This window comes from Streptomyces sp. NPDC058052 (assembly GCF_042885515.1).
Taxonomy (GTDB): domain Bacteria; phylum Actinomycetota; class Actinomycetes; order Streptomycetales; family Streptomycetaceae; genus Streptomyces.
The window spans coordinates 1-15,456 of sequence record NZ_JBHVRX010000011.1; the positions used below are offsets into that span (position 1 = coordinate 1).

Annotated in this window: 11 protein-coding genes; 7 read left to right on the plus strand and 4 right to left on the minus strand. The window is 74.8% G+C overall.

Features of this window, described 5'->3' with window-relative positions:
* The first annotated feature begins 486 nt into the window (after window positions 1–486).
* Window positions 487–936: a PTS glucose transporter subunit IIA gene (locus ACFVU3_RS17255; protein WP_390066941.1), complete on the plus strand. Its 450-nt coding sequence runs from the start codon at window positions 487–489 to the stop codon at window positions 934–936.
* A gap of 80 nt (window positions 937–1,016) precedes the next feature.
* Complete coding sequence (gene ptsP / locus ACFVU3_RS17260; protein ID WP_390066943.1) at window positions 1,017–2,687, plus strand: phosphoenolpyruvate--protein phosphotransferase; 1,671 nt, start codon at window positions 1,017–1,019, stop codon at window positions 2,685–2,687.
* Between the two features lie 76 nt (window positions 2,688–2,763).
* On the opposite strand, the gene ACFVU3_RS17265 is transcribed toward ptsP, so the two are convergent.
* Window positions 2,764–3,660, minus strand: a complete 897-nt coding sequence (locus tag ACFVU3_RS17265) for a hypothetical protein (protein ID WP_390066945.1) — start codon at window positions 3,658–3,660, stop codon at window positions 2,764–2,766.
* Between the two features lie 37 nt (window positions 3,661–3,697).
* Window positions 3,698–4,978 (minus strand): MFS transporter, encoded by a 1,281-nt coding sequence (locus ACFVU3_RS17270; RefSeq protein ID WP_390066947.1) that lies wholly within the window; start codon window positions 4,976–4,978, stop codon window positions 3,698–3,700.
* A gap of 47 nt (window positions 4,979–5,025) precedes the next feature.
* Between ACFVU3_RS17270 and ACFVU3_RS17275 the strand changes: the two genes are divergently transcribed.
* The gene (locus ACFVU3_RS17275; protein ID WP_390066948.1) at window positions 5,026–6,345 is read left to right on the plus strand and encodes an aminotransferase class I/II-fold pyridoxal phosphate-dependent enzyme; all 1,320 of its coding nucleotides are present in this window, start codon (window positions 5,026–5,028) and stop codon (window positions 6,343–6,345) included.
* Between the two features lie 76 nt (window positions 6,346–6,421).
* Here ACFVU3_RS17275 and ACFVU3_RS17280 read toward each other — a convergent pair whose 3' ends face one another.
* Window positions 6,422–8,047, minus strand: coding sequence for a serine protease (locus ACFVU3_RS17280; protein ID WP_390066950.1), 1,626 nt, complete (start codon window positions 8,045–8,047; stop codon window positions 6,422–6,424).
* 212 nt (window positions 8,048–8,259) lie between these two features.
* Between ACFVU3_RS17280 and ACFVU3_RS17285 the strand changes: the two genes are divergently transcribed.
* Window positions 8,260–8,973, plus strand: a complete 714-nt coding sequence (locus ACFVU3_RS17285) for an RNA polymerase sigma factor (protein ID WP_390066951.1) — start codon at window positions 8,260–8,262, stop codon at window positions 8,971–8,973.
* Window positions 8,970–9,995 carry a CU044_5270 family protein gene (locus tag ACFVU3_RS17290; protein WP_390066953.1) on the plus strand — a complete coding sequence of 342 codons (1,026 nt, stop codon included), beginning with the start codon at window positions 8,970–8,972 and terminating at the stop codon, window positions 9,993–9,995. The genes ACFVU3_RS17285 and ACFVU3_RS17290 overlap by 4 nt, the downstream gene beginning before the upstream one ends.
* Before the next feature lie 51 nt (window positions 9,996–10,046).
* On the opposite strand, the gene ACFVU3_RS17295 is transcribed toward ACFVU3_RS17290, so the two are convergent.
* The gene (locus ACFVU3_RS17295) at window positions 10,047–12,026 is read right to left on the minus strand and encodes an acetoacetate--CoA ligase (RefSeq protein WP_390066955.1); all 1,980 of its coding nucleotides are present in this window, start codon (window positions 12,024–12,026) and stop codon (window positions 10,047–10,049) included.
* Between the two features lie 213 nt (window positions 12,027–12,239).
* Between ACFVU3_RS17295 and ACFVU3_RS17300 the strand changes: the two genes are divergently transcribed.
* Together ACFVU3_RS17300 and ACFVU3_RS17305 are read left to right on the plus strand one after the other, a co-directional pair.
* Complete coding sequence (locus tag ACFVU3_RS17300) at window positions 12,240–14,591, plus strand: glycoside hydrolase family 31 protein (RefSeq protein ID WP_390066957.1); 2,352 nt, start codon at window positions 12,240–12,242, stop codon at window positions 14,589–14,591.
* Between the two features lie 58 nt (window positions 14,592–14,649).
* Window positions 14,650–15,456, plus strand: coding sequence for a DUF4253 domain-containing protein (locus tag ACFVU3_RS17305; RefSeq protein WP_390066959.1), 807 nt, complete (start codon window positions 14,650–14,652; stop codon window positions 15,454–15,456).

Genomic DNA, 15,456 nt, shown 5'->3' on the forward strand with positions numbered 1-15,456 from the left:
GCTGTTGAGTTCTCAAGGTGCGGACGCTTCCTTCGTTCCTGTTTCCAGGCCCTCCGGGCGCTTCCTTCGTTTCCGACTCTATCAGATCTTTCCGACCCGATTTCCTCGGTGCTTTCCGGTCCCGAATTGTTTTTCCCGGGGCCTTCCGGCGGGTTGAAACATTACCAGGCTTTCTCCGTCCCCCTGACCACTCCCCCGCGCTCTCCGGAAGGAACCGGGGCAGGCAGAGGTGTAGACCACTGGGGCTAGGATCTGGCTTGATGGTGCTGCCGACCCACGACTCAAAGCCGCGTTGGGGTCAGGCAGGAGTACGACAGTACATCCCACCGTCAGTAGAGGCAAATCGTTTCCGGTAGTCCCTAGGTCCGCCAACTGGTACGTCTCGTGCGGAACTGGGACTTCTTATGACTTACGCTTCTGAACAGTACGCGCCGCCCAGGACAGGTGTGGCGGCGCCACACGATCTCCGCCCCTGGGAGGCTTCCCATGACAACCGTGACGTCGCCACTTGCTGGACGCGCCATCGGTCTCGCCAACGTTCCCGACCCGGTCTTCTCCGGCGCCATGGTCGGGCCCGGCACCGCCATCGACCCCGTACGTGAGCCCTCCGAGGCGGTCTCCCCCATCGACGGGGTCATCGTCTCCATGCACCCGCACGCCTTCGTCGTCGTGGACGGCGAGGGACACGGGGTGCTGACGCACCTCGGCATCGACACCGTCCAGCTCAACGGCCAGGGCTTCGAGCTGCTCGTCAACAAGGGGGACACCGTGTCGCGCGGCCAGGCCGTCGTGCGGTGGAACCCCGCCGAGGTCGAGGCCGCCGGCAAGTCCCCCATCTGTCCCGTCGTCGCCCTCGAGGCCACGGCCGACTCGCTCTCCGACGTCCGCGAGGACGGCGACGTGAAGGCCGGCGACCAGCTCTTCGACTGGAGCTGAGCCCGGTCCGTCGTCAGGACGGCCGCGAGTACGCATTCAACGCGGCGGCACCGGCCGCCGCTCTATCGGAGACAGGTGAGATGGAGACAACGCTGCGAGGCGTCGGGGTCAGCCACGGAGTGGCGATCGGCCAGGTGCGGCACATGGGTACGGCGGTTCTCGAGCCGCCCGCCAAGCAGATTCCCGCCGAGGAGGCGGAGCGCGAACAGGGGCGCGCCCGTCAGGCGGTGGAGGCCGTGGCCGCGGACCTGATCGCGCGCGGCAATCTGGCCGGCGGTGAGGCCCAGGCGGTGCTGGAGGCCCAGGCGATGATCGCCCAGGACCCGGAGCTTATCGCCGACGTCGACCGCAGGATCGCGGTCGGCAGCACGGCCGAGCGCGGTATCTACGACGCCTTCTCGCACTACCGCGAGCTGTTGGCGGGTGCCGGCGAGTACATGGCTGGGCGGGTGGCCGACCTGGACGACGTGCGGAACCGGATCGTCGCGCGGCTGCTCGGCGTGCCGATGCCCGGCGTCCCGGACAGCGACGAGCCGTACGTGCTCATCGCCCGCGACCTGGCGCCGGCCGACACGGCGCTGCTCGACCCGGCGCTGGTGCTGGGGTTCGTGACCGAGGAGGGCGGGCCGACCAGCCACAGCGCCATCCTGGCGCGCGCCCTCGGGGTGCCGGCCGTGGTGGCGCTGCCCGGCGCCGGTGAGCTGGCCGAGGGCACGCAGATCGCGGTGGACGGTTCCACCGGTGAGATCTTCGTGGAGCCGAGCGAGGAGAAGAAGGCGACGCTGACGAAGGCCGCCGAGCAGCGGAAGGCCGCGCTGTCCGCGTCGAGCGGCCCCGGCGCCACCTCGGACGGGCACAAGGTGCCGCTGCTCGCCAACGTCGGCGGTCCGGCCGACGTGCCGGCCGCGGTGGAGGCGGGCGCCGAGGGCGTCGGTCTGTTCCGTACGGAGTTCCTCTTCCTGGACGACAGCAAGAAGGCGCCGTCCGAGGAGAAGCAGGTCGAGGCGTACCGCAAGGTGCTGGAGGCGTTCCCCGAGGGCCGTGTGGTCGTGCGGGTGCTCGACGCCGGCGCCGACAAGCCGCTCGACTTCCTGACGCCCGTCGACGAGCCGAACCCGGCGCTCGGCGTGCGCGGTCTGCGGTCGCTGCTCGACCACCCGGAGGTGCTGCGGACGCAGCTCACCGCGCTGGCGAAGGCGTCCGAGGGGCTGCCGGTGTACCTGGAGGTCATGGCGCCGATGGTGGCCGACCGGACGGACGCGAAGGCGTTCGCCGACGCGTGCCGCGAGGCGGGGCTGCGCGCGAAGTTCGGCGCGATGGTGGAGATTCCGTCCGCCGCGCTCCGGGCCCGCTCGATCCTCCAGGAGGTCGAGTTCCTGTCGCTGGGCACCAACGACCTGGCGCAGTACACCTTCGCCGCCGACCGTCAGGTCGGTGCGGTGTCCCGGCTCCAGGACCCGTGGCAGCCGGCGCTGCTCGACCTCGTGGCGCTGTCCGCCGAGGCGGCCAAGGCCGAGGGCAAGAGCTGTGGTGTCTGTGGCGAGGCGGCCTCGGATCCGCTGCTCGCCTGCGTGCTGACCGGTCTGGGGGTCACCTCCCTGTCGATGGGCGCGGCGTCGATCCCGTACGTGCGGGCGACGCTGGCGAAGTACACGCTCGCGCAGTGCGAGCGCGCGGCGTCCGCGGCGCGTGCCGCGGACACGGCGCACGAGGCGCGGCTGGCCGCGCAGGCGGTGCTGTCCGGGGAGTGATCCCGGAGTCGTAGCGCGTGGTCCGGAGGGGCTTCCCGTCACCTGGTGGCGGGAAGCCCCTCCGTCGTGTCCGGGGTCAGTGGCCGCCCGGCCGGTGCTCGTGGGGGCCGGGGCCGAGGGGGAAGCCGGCGCGGTGGTCGACGCCGTGCTCCGGGGGAAGGGGTTCGCCGGTGCGCGCGTCGGTGCAGTAGGCGGCGAAGACCTCGGCCTCGGTGAGGGGGCTGAGGGTGCCGTCGGCGAGGCGCCAGCCGTGGAGCCGGTCGGGGCGGCCGGGGCGGGTGGCGCGCAGGACGAGTCCGCCCGGGGAGGCGAGGACGATCCCGGCGGCGAGCACGGCGGTGAACTCGGTGGCGGCGGTGGGGTCGTGGTGGCTGGTGCCGTGCTCGTCCCGGGTCGTGTGGAGGACGGCGAGCAGGTGGTCGTCGGCGGCGGGGACGCTGCAGACGAGGTGGTGGGTGCCCGTCCCCGCGCCGTCGAGGAGGCCGAGGAGCAGGCGGGTGGCGCGGTCGAAGGCGTCGCGCCCGAGGTCCGCGCCGCAGTCGGGGCAGTCTCCGGCGGTGGCGAGGACCGTGGTGGCGTACTCCCAGGTGGCCCGGCGGACGGCCGTGTCGGCGAGCTCCGGGAGGAGGACGGTGAGGGGCTGTCCCGTGTAGGTGACGCGGGCGCCGGCGGTGGCGAGGTGGTCGGTGAAGCGGCAGCGGCTGGTGGGGTGGTCGGGGTCGAGGCCGGTCTCGGCGCAGTAGGAAACGTATTCGTCGGGGTCGAAGAGGGCCACGGTGGTGTGGGTGCCTTGGCGGGCGAGGGATTTGAGGAGGGCCTCGACCTCCTTGAGGTAGGTGGAGTGGTCGTCGAAGGCGAAGGTGCGGTAGCGGCGCATGGCCGCGAAGTCCTGCTCGTCGGCGAGGAGACCGACGGTGCTGGGGATCTCGCGGCGCAGGGCGCGGCGGAGGCGGGTCGTGGTGGTGGTCGTCATGGCTCCCCCTCGGGTGTGGCGCTCCGATCACGGTCGATCAGTGCTCACTCACCGTAACCTTCGCCACTGACAGTGATGGCTGGGCGGGTGCGACGCGGTCGCGGATGAGGCGGTGCTGGGCCGCGGCGGCTCCGACGAGGGCGAGGCCGAGCAGGGGCCAGGCGAGGGGGCCGACGGTCATGACGCCGGTGACGAGGAGGGGGCCGGCGAAGCGCTGGGTGGACTGGGCGAGGCCGTGGACGCCGAGGTAGGCGCCCTGGGCGTCGGCCGGCGCGAGGGCGACGGAGAGCTCCCACGAGGAGGTGGCGTGGACGATCTCGGCGAAGGTGAGGGCGACGACGGCGACGACGAGCGCGGTGATGGCGAGGGCGCGCCCGCCGGCGGCGGAGGCGGCGAGGGCGAGCGTGCCGATGACGAACAGGCCGCCGATCGGGACGAGGAGACGGCGGGCGGCGGGGGTGGTGGTCGCGAAGCGGGCGAGGGGGACCTGGAAGAGGACGACGAGGACGGTGTTGAGGACGAGGAGGAGCGGGGCGAGGCCGACGGGGGCGTCGGTGGCGTGGACGATCCAGAGGGGGATGGCCACCTGGAGGATCGTGTCGTCGAGGTAGAGCGCCGCGTCGGTGGCGGTGTAGCCGAGGAAGGTGCGGTCGCGCCACGGGCCGGCGGGCTTGGCGCGGGGGGCGTCGGCGCCGGTGGCGGCGACGCGGGACGGGGCGGGGGGCTCGGCGCAGCGGAGGGTGAGGACGGCGATGGCCAGGTAGGAGAGGACGTTGCCGACCAGGAGGTAGGTGTACGCCTGGGCGGAGCCGGTGGCGAGGGCGGCCGCGGCTCCGAGTCCTCCGATGGACCAGCCGATGTTGACGGTGGTGCGCTGGATGGCCTGGTAGCGGACGCGTTCGGTGCCCGCCTGGCGGGCGGCGTACAGCTTGATGAGGACGCTGCCGGCACGGTCGGGGAGGGCGCCGAGGGCGGAGTAGAGGGTGAGGAGGAGGACGTGGTCGGTGGTGAGGAGGGCGAGGAGGGTGGCTCCGCGCATGAGTTGGGTGGCGGCGATGACGCGGACGAGGGGGAAGCGGTCGGCGAGGAGGCCGGCGAGCGGGGCTCCGGCGATGCCGACGCCTCCGGAGACCGTCATGAGGAGGCCGACCTGGGCGAGGCTCAGCCCGGAGACGTAGGTGAAGTAGAGGGCGGTGCAGCCGGCCCAGAGGCCGGTGCCCGTCTTGTCGATGATGCTGACGACGAGCATCCGGCGGCCGTCACGGCCTCCGGGGATGCGGTCGAGTGCGGTGCGGTGCCACGAGGACGGGCGGCTCACGCGATTCCCCCTTGACGCGAGTTATGTATCGATACATAATTTGGAACGTGGCAACACAATATTCCATTGAGGGAACGACGGCCAAGGGGATTGCCGCGTCCGTCGAACGCGGCGTGGCCGAGGGCGAACTCGCCCCGGGCGACGCACTGCCTCCCGTACGCAAGCTGGCGGACGACCTGGGGGTCAGTCCCGGCACGGTGGCGACCGCCTACAAGGAGCTGCGCGGGCGCGGGCTCGTGGTGACCCGCGGCCGGGGCGGGACGGTCGTGGCGGAGGAGCCTTCGGTGGCGTCCCGGCGCCCTCCCCGGATGCCGGAGGGACTGACGGACCTGGCGAGCGGCCTGCCCGATCCCGCCTTCCTGCCGGTGCTCCACCCGCCGGGCGACGTCCGGCCGGTCTACGGCTCGCACCGGGCCGCGCCCCGGCTCGCCGCCCTGGAGGAGCTGACCCGCGCGTGGTTCCGGCGGGACGGGGTGCCGGCGGAGCGGGTGACCTTCGCGCACGGAGCGCTCGACTGCATCGCCCGGCTGCTCTCCGTGGAGCTGCGGCCCGGGGACGCCGTGGCCGTCGAGGATCCCGGATTCCACCATCTTCTGGACCTGGTGCCCGCGCTGGGGCTGCGGATGGTGCCGGTGGCCGTCGACGGCGAGGGCATCACGCCGGACGCGGTGCGGACCGCGCTGCGGGCCGGGGTGCGGGCGGTCGTCTTCAGCCCCCGCGCACAGTGCCCCACCGGGGCCTCGCTCACTCCCGCGCGGCGGGACGAACTGGCTGAGCTCTTCCGGGAGTTCCCCGAGGTCCTCGTGATCGAGGACGACTATCTCGCCGAGCTCGACGCGCCGCCGGCGCCCAGCGTGGCCGCGCTCGGACCGGCCCGGTGGGCGCAGGTGCGCACCGTCTCGAAGCGGCTGGGCGTGGACCTGCGGTGGGCCGGGCTGACGGGTGACGCGGTGACGCTCGCCCGGCACGACGGCCGGATGCTGATGACCTCAGGCTGGGTCAGCCACGTGCTCCAGGAGACCGTGGTCCGCCTGTTCTCCGATCCGGAGGTGGCACGGCTCGTCGCGCGGGGGGAGGCCGCGTACGCCGAGCGGCGGGGGGCGCTGATCGACGCGCTCGGCGCGCGCGGGATCCGCGCGGTCGGGGCCGGGGGCCTGAACGTGTGGGTGCCGGTGCGGGACGAGTCCGCGGTGGTCAACGGGCTCCGGACGCACGGCTGGTGGGTGGCGGCGGGAGCCCGGTTCCGGATCGACGCTCCGCCCGCCGTACGGATCACCACGTCCATGCTCCTGCCGGAGGCGGCGGAGCGGCTGGCGGCGGACTTCGCGCAGGTGCTCGGGGACGCGCAGGCGACGTACGGGGGATGAGGCCCGGACGGCGTGAGCCCGCCGCCCGGGCCGGGGAACGGCCGGGCGGCGGGCTCACGCGCGCGTGGGTGGGTGGTCAGCGGGTGCGGTAGGCGTTGCCGAGGGTCTGGTCGAGGGTGTTGCCCCCGGTGTCGGTGAGGGTGGCGCGCAGCGAGACCGTGCCCCCGGGCGCGGGGTTGCGGATCTCGACGGCGCCGTCGGTGACCGGCGCCTCGGTCCAGGTGGCGCCGCCGTCGACGGAGACCCGGACCTGGAGGGACCGCGGGCCCGGCCCGCCGGCGGGGCCCTGGACCGTGACCGGGACGCGGACCGCCGTCCCGGCGGGCGCGGTGCCGTCGAGGGCGAGCCGCGGGGTGAAGCGGACGACGCTCAGCGGGAGCGCGGTCGGGGCCGCGGTCGCGGCGGAGTCGAAGGTCCAGACGGCGGTGGTGCGGCCCGCGGTCGTGCCCGTGCCGTGCAGGGCGGTGGCGGTGAGCCGGTAGCGGGCCGGGTCCGGGGTGTTGAGCGGGAAGACGGCCCGGCCCGGAGTGCCCCGGTGGGTGCCGACGAGGACGCCGTCGCGGTGGAGGGTCGTGGCGGCCGAGCGGAAGACCGGGTCGGAGGGGGCGTGGCCCTCGCCGTCGGCCAGCAGCGGCAGGTCGAGGGCGATCCGGTCGCCGTCGCGGACGAGCGCGGGCGGCGCGTCGGGGGTGGTGTCGAGGGCAGGACCGCGAACGTCGTTGTCGAAGGTGTGGGTGGTGGTGGCGCCGGGGCGGACCTGGAGGTCCCGCGCCTCGTACAGGTTGGGCCGTGCCCCGGGCGTGCCGGGGGTGCTGTACGAGAGGTCCCAGGTGCCGCGTTCGGGGGTGACGTGGAAGGTCGCGGTGCCGGGACGGACGAGCTCGCTGGTGAGGCCGACGGTGGTGCCCTCGGACGGCTGGATCGCGGCCACGCCGACGCCGCCGGCGCCGTCCCGGTCGGCCGCGGCGGCCTTGAGGGTGGCCAGGTCTCCGGCGGTGGGCCTGCGGACGAAGCCGGTGAGGGCGTGGCCGGAGGTGAAGCGGTAGCCGAGGCCGTAGTCGGACCGCTCGCCGATCCAGTAGCCGTCGAACGTGGCCGTCACGGAGCCGGGTTCGGCGGCGGGGCCGAGGTGGGCCACGCGCAGGCCCGCCGCCGAGGACATCAGGTTGACGGAACGGGTCTGTCCGCCGTGGCTGACCTCGACGAACGACATGGCGTGCCGGGGCTGGGCACCCGCTTCGGGCGGGCGCACGTCGACGGCCGACGTGGTGCGGGGGTCGATGGTGACGGTCGTGTCGCGGTCGAGGTCGAGGCGGGGCTGGACGAGCCAGTCGGTGCCGGCGCCCTGGTGCAGGGGGTACACCTCCGAGTCGAGGAGGTAACGGCCCTTGGGAAGGCGGAGGGTGAGGGTGCCGGAGGGGTCGTGGGGCGATTCCCTGACGTCCTCGCCCGGCCCGGAGATGCCGGTCACGTGGGTCGCGTAGGCATCGGTCGGGGCGCCCGTGCGGTCGAGGTGGCGGACGGTCAGGGTGACCGTCTCGTTCTGCGCCGCGGACGCCGGGGCCGCGGGCGGGGCGGTGAAGGCCGCGGCCGTGAGGGCGGCGACGAGGGCGAGGGCGGGGAGGGCGGGACGGATCCGGGGCCCGTCGGTCCGGATCGCGGCGGGTGTGTCCTGGCTCGTGGATCCAGGATTCCGGATCATGGATCCAGTCTTCTGGAGGTGGGAACCAGTCTTCTGGACAGGGGATCCGATGGCCTGGGGCACGGATCGCGGCGTCGTGTTCTCGCTCATGCAGGGAACTGGCCCGGGGACGGGCGGAGTTCCCGTGACCTGGGACACAGGGGGCGGGTGGTGTGGCGCGGGTCACGGGAACCCGGGCGAACCGGCGGTCAGTACCCGGTGTGGAACAAGAGATGAGAGAACGTTTCCGGGCCGGGGATCCCTCCGCGCTCGGTGAGGCGTACGACGCGCACGCACGGGTGCTCTTCCAGTACGCGTACCGCATGTGCGGCGACCGGGCCGCCGCCGAGGACGCCGTGTCCGCGACCTTCCTGGAGGCGTGGCGCTGCCGGGGCAAGGTCCACGCCGAGGGCGACAGCCTCAGGCCGTGGCTGCTCGGCATCGCGACGAACGTGCTGCGCGGGGCCGCGCGGGAGGCGCGGCGGCGCGACGCGGCGCTGGCGCGGATGCCCGACCGCGGGGTGCTGCCGGACTTCAGCGACGCGGTGGCGGCGCGGCTCGCCGACGAGGAACGGCTCCGGGCGGCGCGGGTGGCCCTCGGCCGGCTCCGGCGCCGCGAGCGGGAGGTCTTCGGGCTCGTCGTGTGGGCCGGGCTCGACTACGCGACGGCGGGCGAGGCGCTGGGCATCCCCGTCGGCACGGTGCGGTCCCGGCTCTCGCGGGCCAGGGAACGGCTGCGGGCGCTCGCCGAGGCGGAGCTGCGTTCCGGACGGCGCGGACGCGGCCGGCGCCCGGACGCCGGCGGCCCGGGTCCCGTCCCGGAGCACGCCGCCTCCCCCGTCGCCCCTCGCACGGCCCCGCCCACCGCCGTGTCCGGCGCCCCCCTGCCCGTGAGCGCGGGCCGTACCGTCCTCGTCCCCCGAACCTCACCGGAGAAGCCGGCATGAACGACATCGATCCCCGTCCTCAGGACGCGCTGCGCGCCGAGCTGACGGAGCTGCTGCCCCCGCCCGCCGTGCCGGAGTTCGCGCCCGAGCGGGAGCGGGAGCTGCGGCGGACCCTGATGGCCGCGGCGCGGCCCTCGCGCCCGGCGGTGTGGTGGACCCGGAAGGCGGTGCGGTTCGCCGTGCCCGCCGTGGTGTGCGGCATCGCCGCCGGGGCGGTGCTCGTCGCCGCTCCCCCGGAGCCGCGCGACCAGCGCCCGGCGGTGCGGGCCGAGGGTGCCTCGGCGGTGCTCTCGCGGGCCGCGCTCGCCGCCGCCGCCGCGCCCGCGCCGGACGCGCGGCCGGAGCAGTACGTGTACGTCGAGAGCCTGGTGTCCCGGGCCGGGCGTCCGGCCGGCGGCGGGGCCGCGGTCGTGGAACCCGTGCACCGGCGGCAGGTGTGGCTGTCGGCGGACGGGAGCCGGGCCGGGCTGCTGCGGGAGGAGGGGGCGGCCGACGAGGAGCTGTCGCCGCGGCTGCCCGTGTACGAGCTGGAGCATCGGGGTGCCGAGCCCCGGAAGACGTTCCTGGAACCGGAGGAGCCGTCGGTGACCGCTCCGACGCACGCCTTCGTGGCGGGGCTGCCGACGGACCCCGGGGCGCTGCTGCGGCTGGTGCGGGAGCAGACCCGTACCGGTGGCGGGGACGCGGACCAGCGGGCGTTCACGGCGATCGGGACGCTGCTGGCCGAGACCTGGGCGCCGCCGGAGGTGACGGCGGCGCTGTTCGAGGCGGCCGCGCGGATCCCGGGCGTCGTGACGGTGGAGTCGGCGCGGGACGCGGCCGGCCGGGAGGGCGTGGCCGTCGCCCGTACCGCCGGCGGCGAGCGGACCCAGTGGGTCTTCGACCGGTCGACGTCCGCCTTCCTCGGGGAGCGGACCGTGCTCGTGACCGCCTCGGACGCCGGGCCCGCCGGTACGGTGCTCAGCCAGACGGCGGTGCTCGCCAAGGCGGCCGTGGCACGCGCGGGTCAGCTGCCCGGCTGAGCCGGTCCCGTCGTGGAGGGGCGCCCCGCCATGGGGCACCCCTTCCGCGCGTCAGGCGCGGCGGGAGGCCGCGAGGGACTCGTAGAAGCGCAGGAGGTCGAGGTTGTCGACCGAGCCCGCGTTGACGGCCTTCTCCAGGGGGGTGCCCTGGAGGAGGCGCTTGACCGGGACCTCGATGCGCTTGCCGGTGAGGGTGTGCGGGACGCCCGGGACCTCGATGATCTCGTCGGGGACGTGGCGGGGCGACAGCTCGCCGCGGATGGTGCTCCTGATCCGGGCGGTGAGCTCGTCGTCCAGGGTCACGCCGTCGGCGAGGTGGACGAAGAGGGGCATCCAGTAGCCGCCGTCCGGTTCCTCCAGGCCGATGACGAGGGACTCCCGGATCTCGGGGAGCCGTTCCACGGCCTCGTAGATATCGGCGCTTCCCATCCGGACGCCCTGGCGGTTGAGGGTGGAGTCGGAGCGGCCGTGGATGACGACCGAGCCGTGGTCGGTGATCGTGATCCAGTCGCCGTGCCGCCACGCGCCGGGGAACATCTCGAAGTAGCTGTCGCGGTAGCGGCTGCCGTCGGGGTCGTTCCAGAAGTGGATCGGCATGGACGGCATGGGGTTGGTGACGACGAGCTCGCCGACCTCGCCGACGACGGGCTTGCCGGACGGGTCCCAGGACTGGAGGTCGGTGCCGAGGCCGGCGGCCTGGAGCTCGCCGATGTGCACGGGCAGCGTGGGGACGGCTCCGGCGAAGCAGGAGCAGACGTCGGTGCCGCCGCTGACGCTGGCGATCCACAGGTCCTCGCGGACCTCGTCGTGGAGCCACCGGAAGCCGTCGGGCGGCAGCGGGGAGCCGGTGGTGGCGACGCACTTCACGGCGGACAGGTCGAAGTCGCGTCCCGGGTGCACGTCGGCCTTGGCGCAGGCCATCACGTAGGCGGCGGAGGTGCCGTAGAGGGTGGCGCCGGTGCGCTCGGCGACGCGCCACTGGGCGCCGGTGTCCGGGTAGCCCGGGCTGCCGTCGTACAGGACGACGGTGGTGCCGGTGAGGAGGCCGGAGACCAGGAAGTTCCACATCATCCAGCCGGTGGACGTGTACCAGAAGAAGACGTCCTCGGGGCCCAGGTCGCAGTGGAGGCCCAGCTGCTTGAGGTGCTCGACGAGGATGCCGCCCTGGGACTGGACGATGGCCTTCGGCAGTCCCGTCGTACCGGACGAGTACAGGACCCACAGGGGGTGGGCGAACGGCACCCGCTCGAAGACCGGCTCCACGTCGGCGGCGACCAGGTCGGCCCAGTCGAGGGCGCCCTCGGGGGCCGGGGTGCCGAGGAGCGGGATGTGGACGACGGCGCGGAGGGTGGGAAGCTCGGCGCGGAGCTCGGCGACGGTGTCGCGGCGGTCGTGCTGCTTGCCGCCGTAGCGGTAGCCGTCGACGGTGAAGAGGACGACCGGCTCGACCTGCTGGAAGCGGTCGAGGACGGAGCGGGCGCCGAAGTCGGGGGCGCAGGAGGTCCAGACGCCGCCGACGGCGGCGGTGGCGAGCAGGGCGACGACGGCCTGGGGCACGTTCGGCAGGTAGCCGCTGACGCGGTCGCCGGGGCGGACGCCGAGGGCGCGCAGCTCGGCGGCGAGCGAGCCGACCTGGCGGCGGAGTTCGGCCCAGGTGGTCGGGGCGGGGTCGTGGGTCTCGTCCACGTGGAGGAGCGCGGTGTCCTCGGGGCGCTCCTCGGCGGCGCGCAGGGCGTGCTCGGCGTAGTTGAGGGTGGCGCCGGGGAACCAGTCGGCGCCCGGCATGGAGCGGTCGCCCAGCACGCGCGCGTAGGGGGTGGAGAAGCGGACGTCGAACCATTCGGCGACGGCCTGCCAGAACGTCTCCAGCTCGTCGACGGACCAGCGGTGCAGCGCCGGGTACCCGCCCTCCGCGGGTGCTCCGTGGCGCTCGGCGGCCCACGCCTGGAAGCGGGTGACGGCGGCGTGGGCGATGCGCTCCTCGTCCGGCTGCCAGAGCGGCTCGGTCGGCTCGGTCGGCGCAGATGTCATCGGGTGGCTCCCTGGCTGTACGCGGGTCGGCGTGTGTCGCGCGCACGTGCGGGGGTGTGCGCGTGACGCGGCTGACAGGACGATGCCATGGGAGCGGCTTTCGCACCAGGGCAGCCCGCCCGTGGTCGGCCGGTTGAACATGTGCTCCCACCATGGGTGAACGGCAGTTGAACGCGGCTCACAACGCCGCTGGTGGGTGGCAGTGTGACCCCCATGGACGGTCGTGGACTGGTGCGTTCGGTGAGGGTGTTCGGTTCGGTGCAGGGGCTCAGGACGGTACGGGCGGCGTGGCGGCAGCGGCGGGCGGACGCGGCGGGGCTGCCGCCGCGGGGGGCGGAACGGGCCCGGGTGCCGGGGCTCGCGGACGGGGCGGAGGCGCTGCCGGGCGGGGGGATCGTGCGGTTCGCCCGGTCCTCGCTGCGGGTGTGCGTGTCGGCGGGCGGCACGGTGTTCTGGGGGTGGGACGGGGCGGGCCCGGAGCCGTCGTACGCGCTGGCGGGCCCGGCGCCCGAGCCGGACCCCCGGGCGGTCCTGGAGCCGGACACGGACGGCGGCTGGCGGGTGGTGTCGGAGCGGGTGACGGTGGCGGTCTCGCGGCACGGGGCGGTGGAGATCCGTACGCCGGGCGGGGTGATGCTGCGGCGCGATCTGCCGCCGCGGTGGTGGGAGCCGGTGGCCGGGGGGCCGTCGCGGTGGACGCAGCGGGCCGAGGTGCCGGCGGACGCGCGGTTCTTCGGGCTGGGCGGGCGGGCGGCGGGGCCGCGGCTGCGGGACGGCTCGTACCGGCTGTGGAACACGGATCCGAAGGGGCGGTTCGGGCCGGGCGACGATCCGCTGTACATCACGATGCCGGTGCAGTTCGTGGTCGCGGACGCGGGCACGCATCTGGCCTTCCACGACAACACCTGGGACGGGCGGGTGACGCTCGCGGAGGGCGAGGAGGGGGCCGGGTCGGGGCACGACCGGCCGGGCACCAGCGAGGTGCGGATGGAGGGCGGGCCGCTGCGGTGCTGGGTGGTGGTCGGGACCCCCGCGCGCGTGCTGCACAACTGGGCCGCGCTGACCGGGGCGCCGGCGCTGCCGCCCGCGTGGGCGCTGGGGCCGCAGCACGCGCGCTGGGGGTTCGGCAGCGCGGCGGAGGTGCGGCGGGTGGTGGCCGGGTACCGGGAGCGGGGGCTGCCGCTGTCGGCGGTCCATCTGGACATCGACCACTTCGACGGGCACCGGGTGTTCACGGTGGACCGGGAGCGGTTCCCCGATCTGCCGGGGCTGGCGAAGGAGCTGCGCGGGCAGGGGGTGCGGCTGGTGTCGATCGTGGACCCGGCGGTCGCGGCGGAACCGGGGAACGTGCTCTACGAGGAGGGGCGTGCGGCCGGGGCGTACGTGCGGGACGCGCGGGGCGAGGAGGTGCGGGGGGTGGTGTGGCCCGGGGAGTGCGCCTTCCCGGACTTCACGGATCCGGCGGTACGGGAGTGGTGGGGCGGCCTGTACGAGGAGCGGCTCCGGCAGGGCTTCTCGGGCGTGTGGCACGACATGAACGAGCCGGTGTCCTTCGCGCCCTTCGGTGACCCGACGCTCCCCCGGTCGGCCCGGCACCGCCTGGACGGGCGGGGCGGCGACCACCGGGAGGCGCACAACGTGTACGGGCTGCTGATGGCCCGGGCCGGCCACGAGGGTCTGCGGCGGCTGCGGCCCGAGGAGCGGCCCTTCCTGTTCACGCGCTCGGGATGGGCGGGGATGCAGCGGTACGGGGGCACCTGGTCCGGCGACGTGGCCACCGGGTGGCCGGGGCTGCGGGCCTCGCTGGCGCTGGTCCTGGGGCTGGGGCTGTGCGGGGTGCCGTACTCGGGGCCGGACGTGGGCGGTTTCGACGGGAGTCCGTCGCCGGAGCTGTTCCTGCGCTGGTACCAGCTGGGTGCCTGGCTGCCGCTGTTCCGGACGCACGCGGCGCTGGACGCGGGGCGGCGGGAGCCGTGGGAGTTCGGCCCGGAGGTGCTGGAGCACGCGCGCGTGGCGCTGGCCGAACGCGAGCGCCTGCACCCGTACTTCGTGACGCTGTCCCGGCTCGCGCGGATGACGGGCGCGCCCTATGTGCGGCCGGTGTGGTGGGGGACGCCGGAGGACCGGGTCCTGCGGGAGTGCGACGACTCCTTCCTGCTCGGCGACGCCCTGCTGGTGGCGCCCGTGCTGCACCGGGGCGCGGACCGGCGGGCGGTGCGGCTGCCGCGCGGCCGCTGGTACGACACGGCGACCGGCGAGGCGTACGAGGGCCCGGGCCAGGTGCTCCTCGACGCGCCCCTCGCGCGCGTGCCCGTGCTGGCCCGGGCGGGCGCGGTCCTGCCGGTGCGGGGCGAGGACGGCGGGCTCGCGCTGGAGGTGTGGGCGCCGGCGGCGGGCCGGACGGGCGGCGGGCTGGTCGTCCGGGACGGCGGCGACGGCTGGGAGCCGGCGGAGATCGAGCGCTACCAGTCGCGGCTCGTGGAGGACCGGGTCGTGGTGGAGCGGGTGACGGACGAGGGGCCGGTGGAGGCGGGTCTGCCGGTGCGGGTGCGGGGCGGGGTGTGAGGGCGGGCGGCTCGTGACGGCGACGGCGTTGTCGGACCCTCCGCCTAGCATGCGGGACATGCATCTGGAATCCCTCACGGACGAGGACATCCCGCTTCCCGCCGGCCGCATGGTGACGGCCGGCGAAGGGGACGGCGCGACACAGCCGTTGTGGTTGAGCGACGGGCCCGCGCCGTTCGGGTCGTGGGGACGGATACGGGCCGTGCACGCGCGGACGGGACTGTGGCCGCTGCTGCTCGAACCGCTGCAGGGGCAGCGGGACTTCCGGCCGTGGGCGTCGGGCGAGCTGTACCCGGAGGGGTCGTCCCGTCCCGCCGGGCACGATCCGGCGGCCCTCCTCGCGGCGTGGTGGGAGGGGTGCACCTCGGTCGACGAGGAGGACGACCCTCTCTCCGCCGAGGAGCGGCTCGCCGTCACCGCCCCCTACGGGGCGGTCTGGCCGGGGCTCGCGCCCGGCCGGACGCCCTCGGAGGATCCCGGAGGGCACGCCGCGGAGACCGCGGAGGTGTTCCTGTCCTTCGGGACCGACGCGCGCCTGGGGCTGGTCGAGGCCGCCTCCGGGGCGGAGGCGCTCGCCCTCGTGGGCTGGTCGGGGCCGGCCAACCACGAGAACGACACAGGTCGGATCGCCGCGGTCGTCGCCGACTGGGAACGGCGCTTCGGGGCGCGGGTGTTCGCGGTCGGGTTCGACACCCTGCGGCTCTCCGTCGCCGCTCCCCCGGCCACCCTGGAGGAGGCGCTGCCGATCGCGGCCGAGCACTTCGCCTTCTGCCCGGACAACGTGTGGCAGGGGCACTGCGCGGACCTCAGGGCGTACGCGGAGCACCTGGTGGGGGCGGACGCGTGGACCTTCTGGTGGGACTGA

What these genes read in the sequence shown, in the direction of transcription:
- ACFVU3_RS17255 (WP_390066941.1), top strand. Translation starts at nt 487, where the DNA reads ATGACAACCGTGACGTCGCCACTTGCTGGACGCGCCATCGGTCTCGCC.
- ptsP (WP_390066943.1), top strand. Translation starts at nt 1,017, where the DNA reads ATGGAGACAACGCTGCGAGGCGTCGGGGTCAGCCACGGAGTGGCGATC.
- ACFVU3_RS17265 (WP_390066945.1), bottom strand. Translation starts at nt 3,660, where the DNA reads ATGACGACCACCACCACGACCCGCCTCCGCCGCGCCCTGCGCCGCGAG.
- ACFVU3_RS17280 (WP_390066950.1), bottom strand. Translation starts at nt 8,047, where the DNA reads ATGATCCGGAATCCTGGATCCACGAGCCAGGACACACCCGCCGCGATC.
- ACFVU3_RS17285 (WP_390066951.1), top strand. Translation starts at nt 8,260, where the DNA reads ATGAGAGAACGTTTCCGGGCCGGGGATCCCTCCGCGCTCGGTGAGGCG.
- ACFVU3_RS17290 (WP_390066953.1), top strand. Translation starts at nt 8,970, where the DNA reads ATGAACGACATCGATCCCCGTCCTCAGGACGCGCTGCGCGCCGAGCTG.
- ACFVU3_RS17295 (WP_390066955.1), bottom strand. Translation starts at nt 12,026, where the DNA reads ATGACATCTGCGCCGACCGAGCCGACCGAGCCGCTCTGGCAGCCGGAC.
- ACFVU3_RS17300 (WP_390066957.1), top strand. Translation starts at nt 12,240, where the DNA reads ATGGACGGTCGTGGACTGGTGCGTTCGGTGAGGGTGTTCGGTTCGGTG.
- ACFVU3_RS17305 (WP_390066959.1), top strand. Translation starts at nt 14,650, where the DNA reads ATGCATCTGGAATCCCTCACGGACGAGGACATCCCGCTTCCCGCCGGC.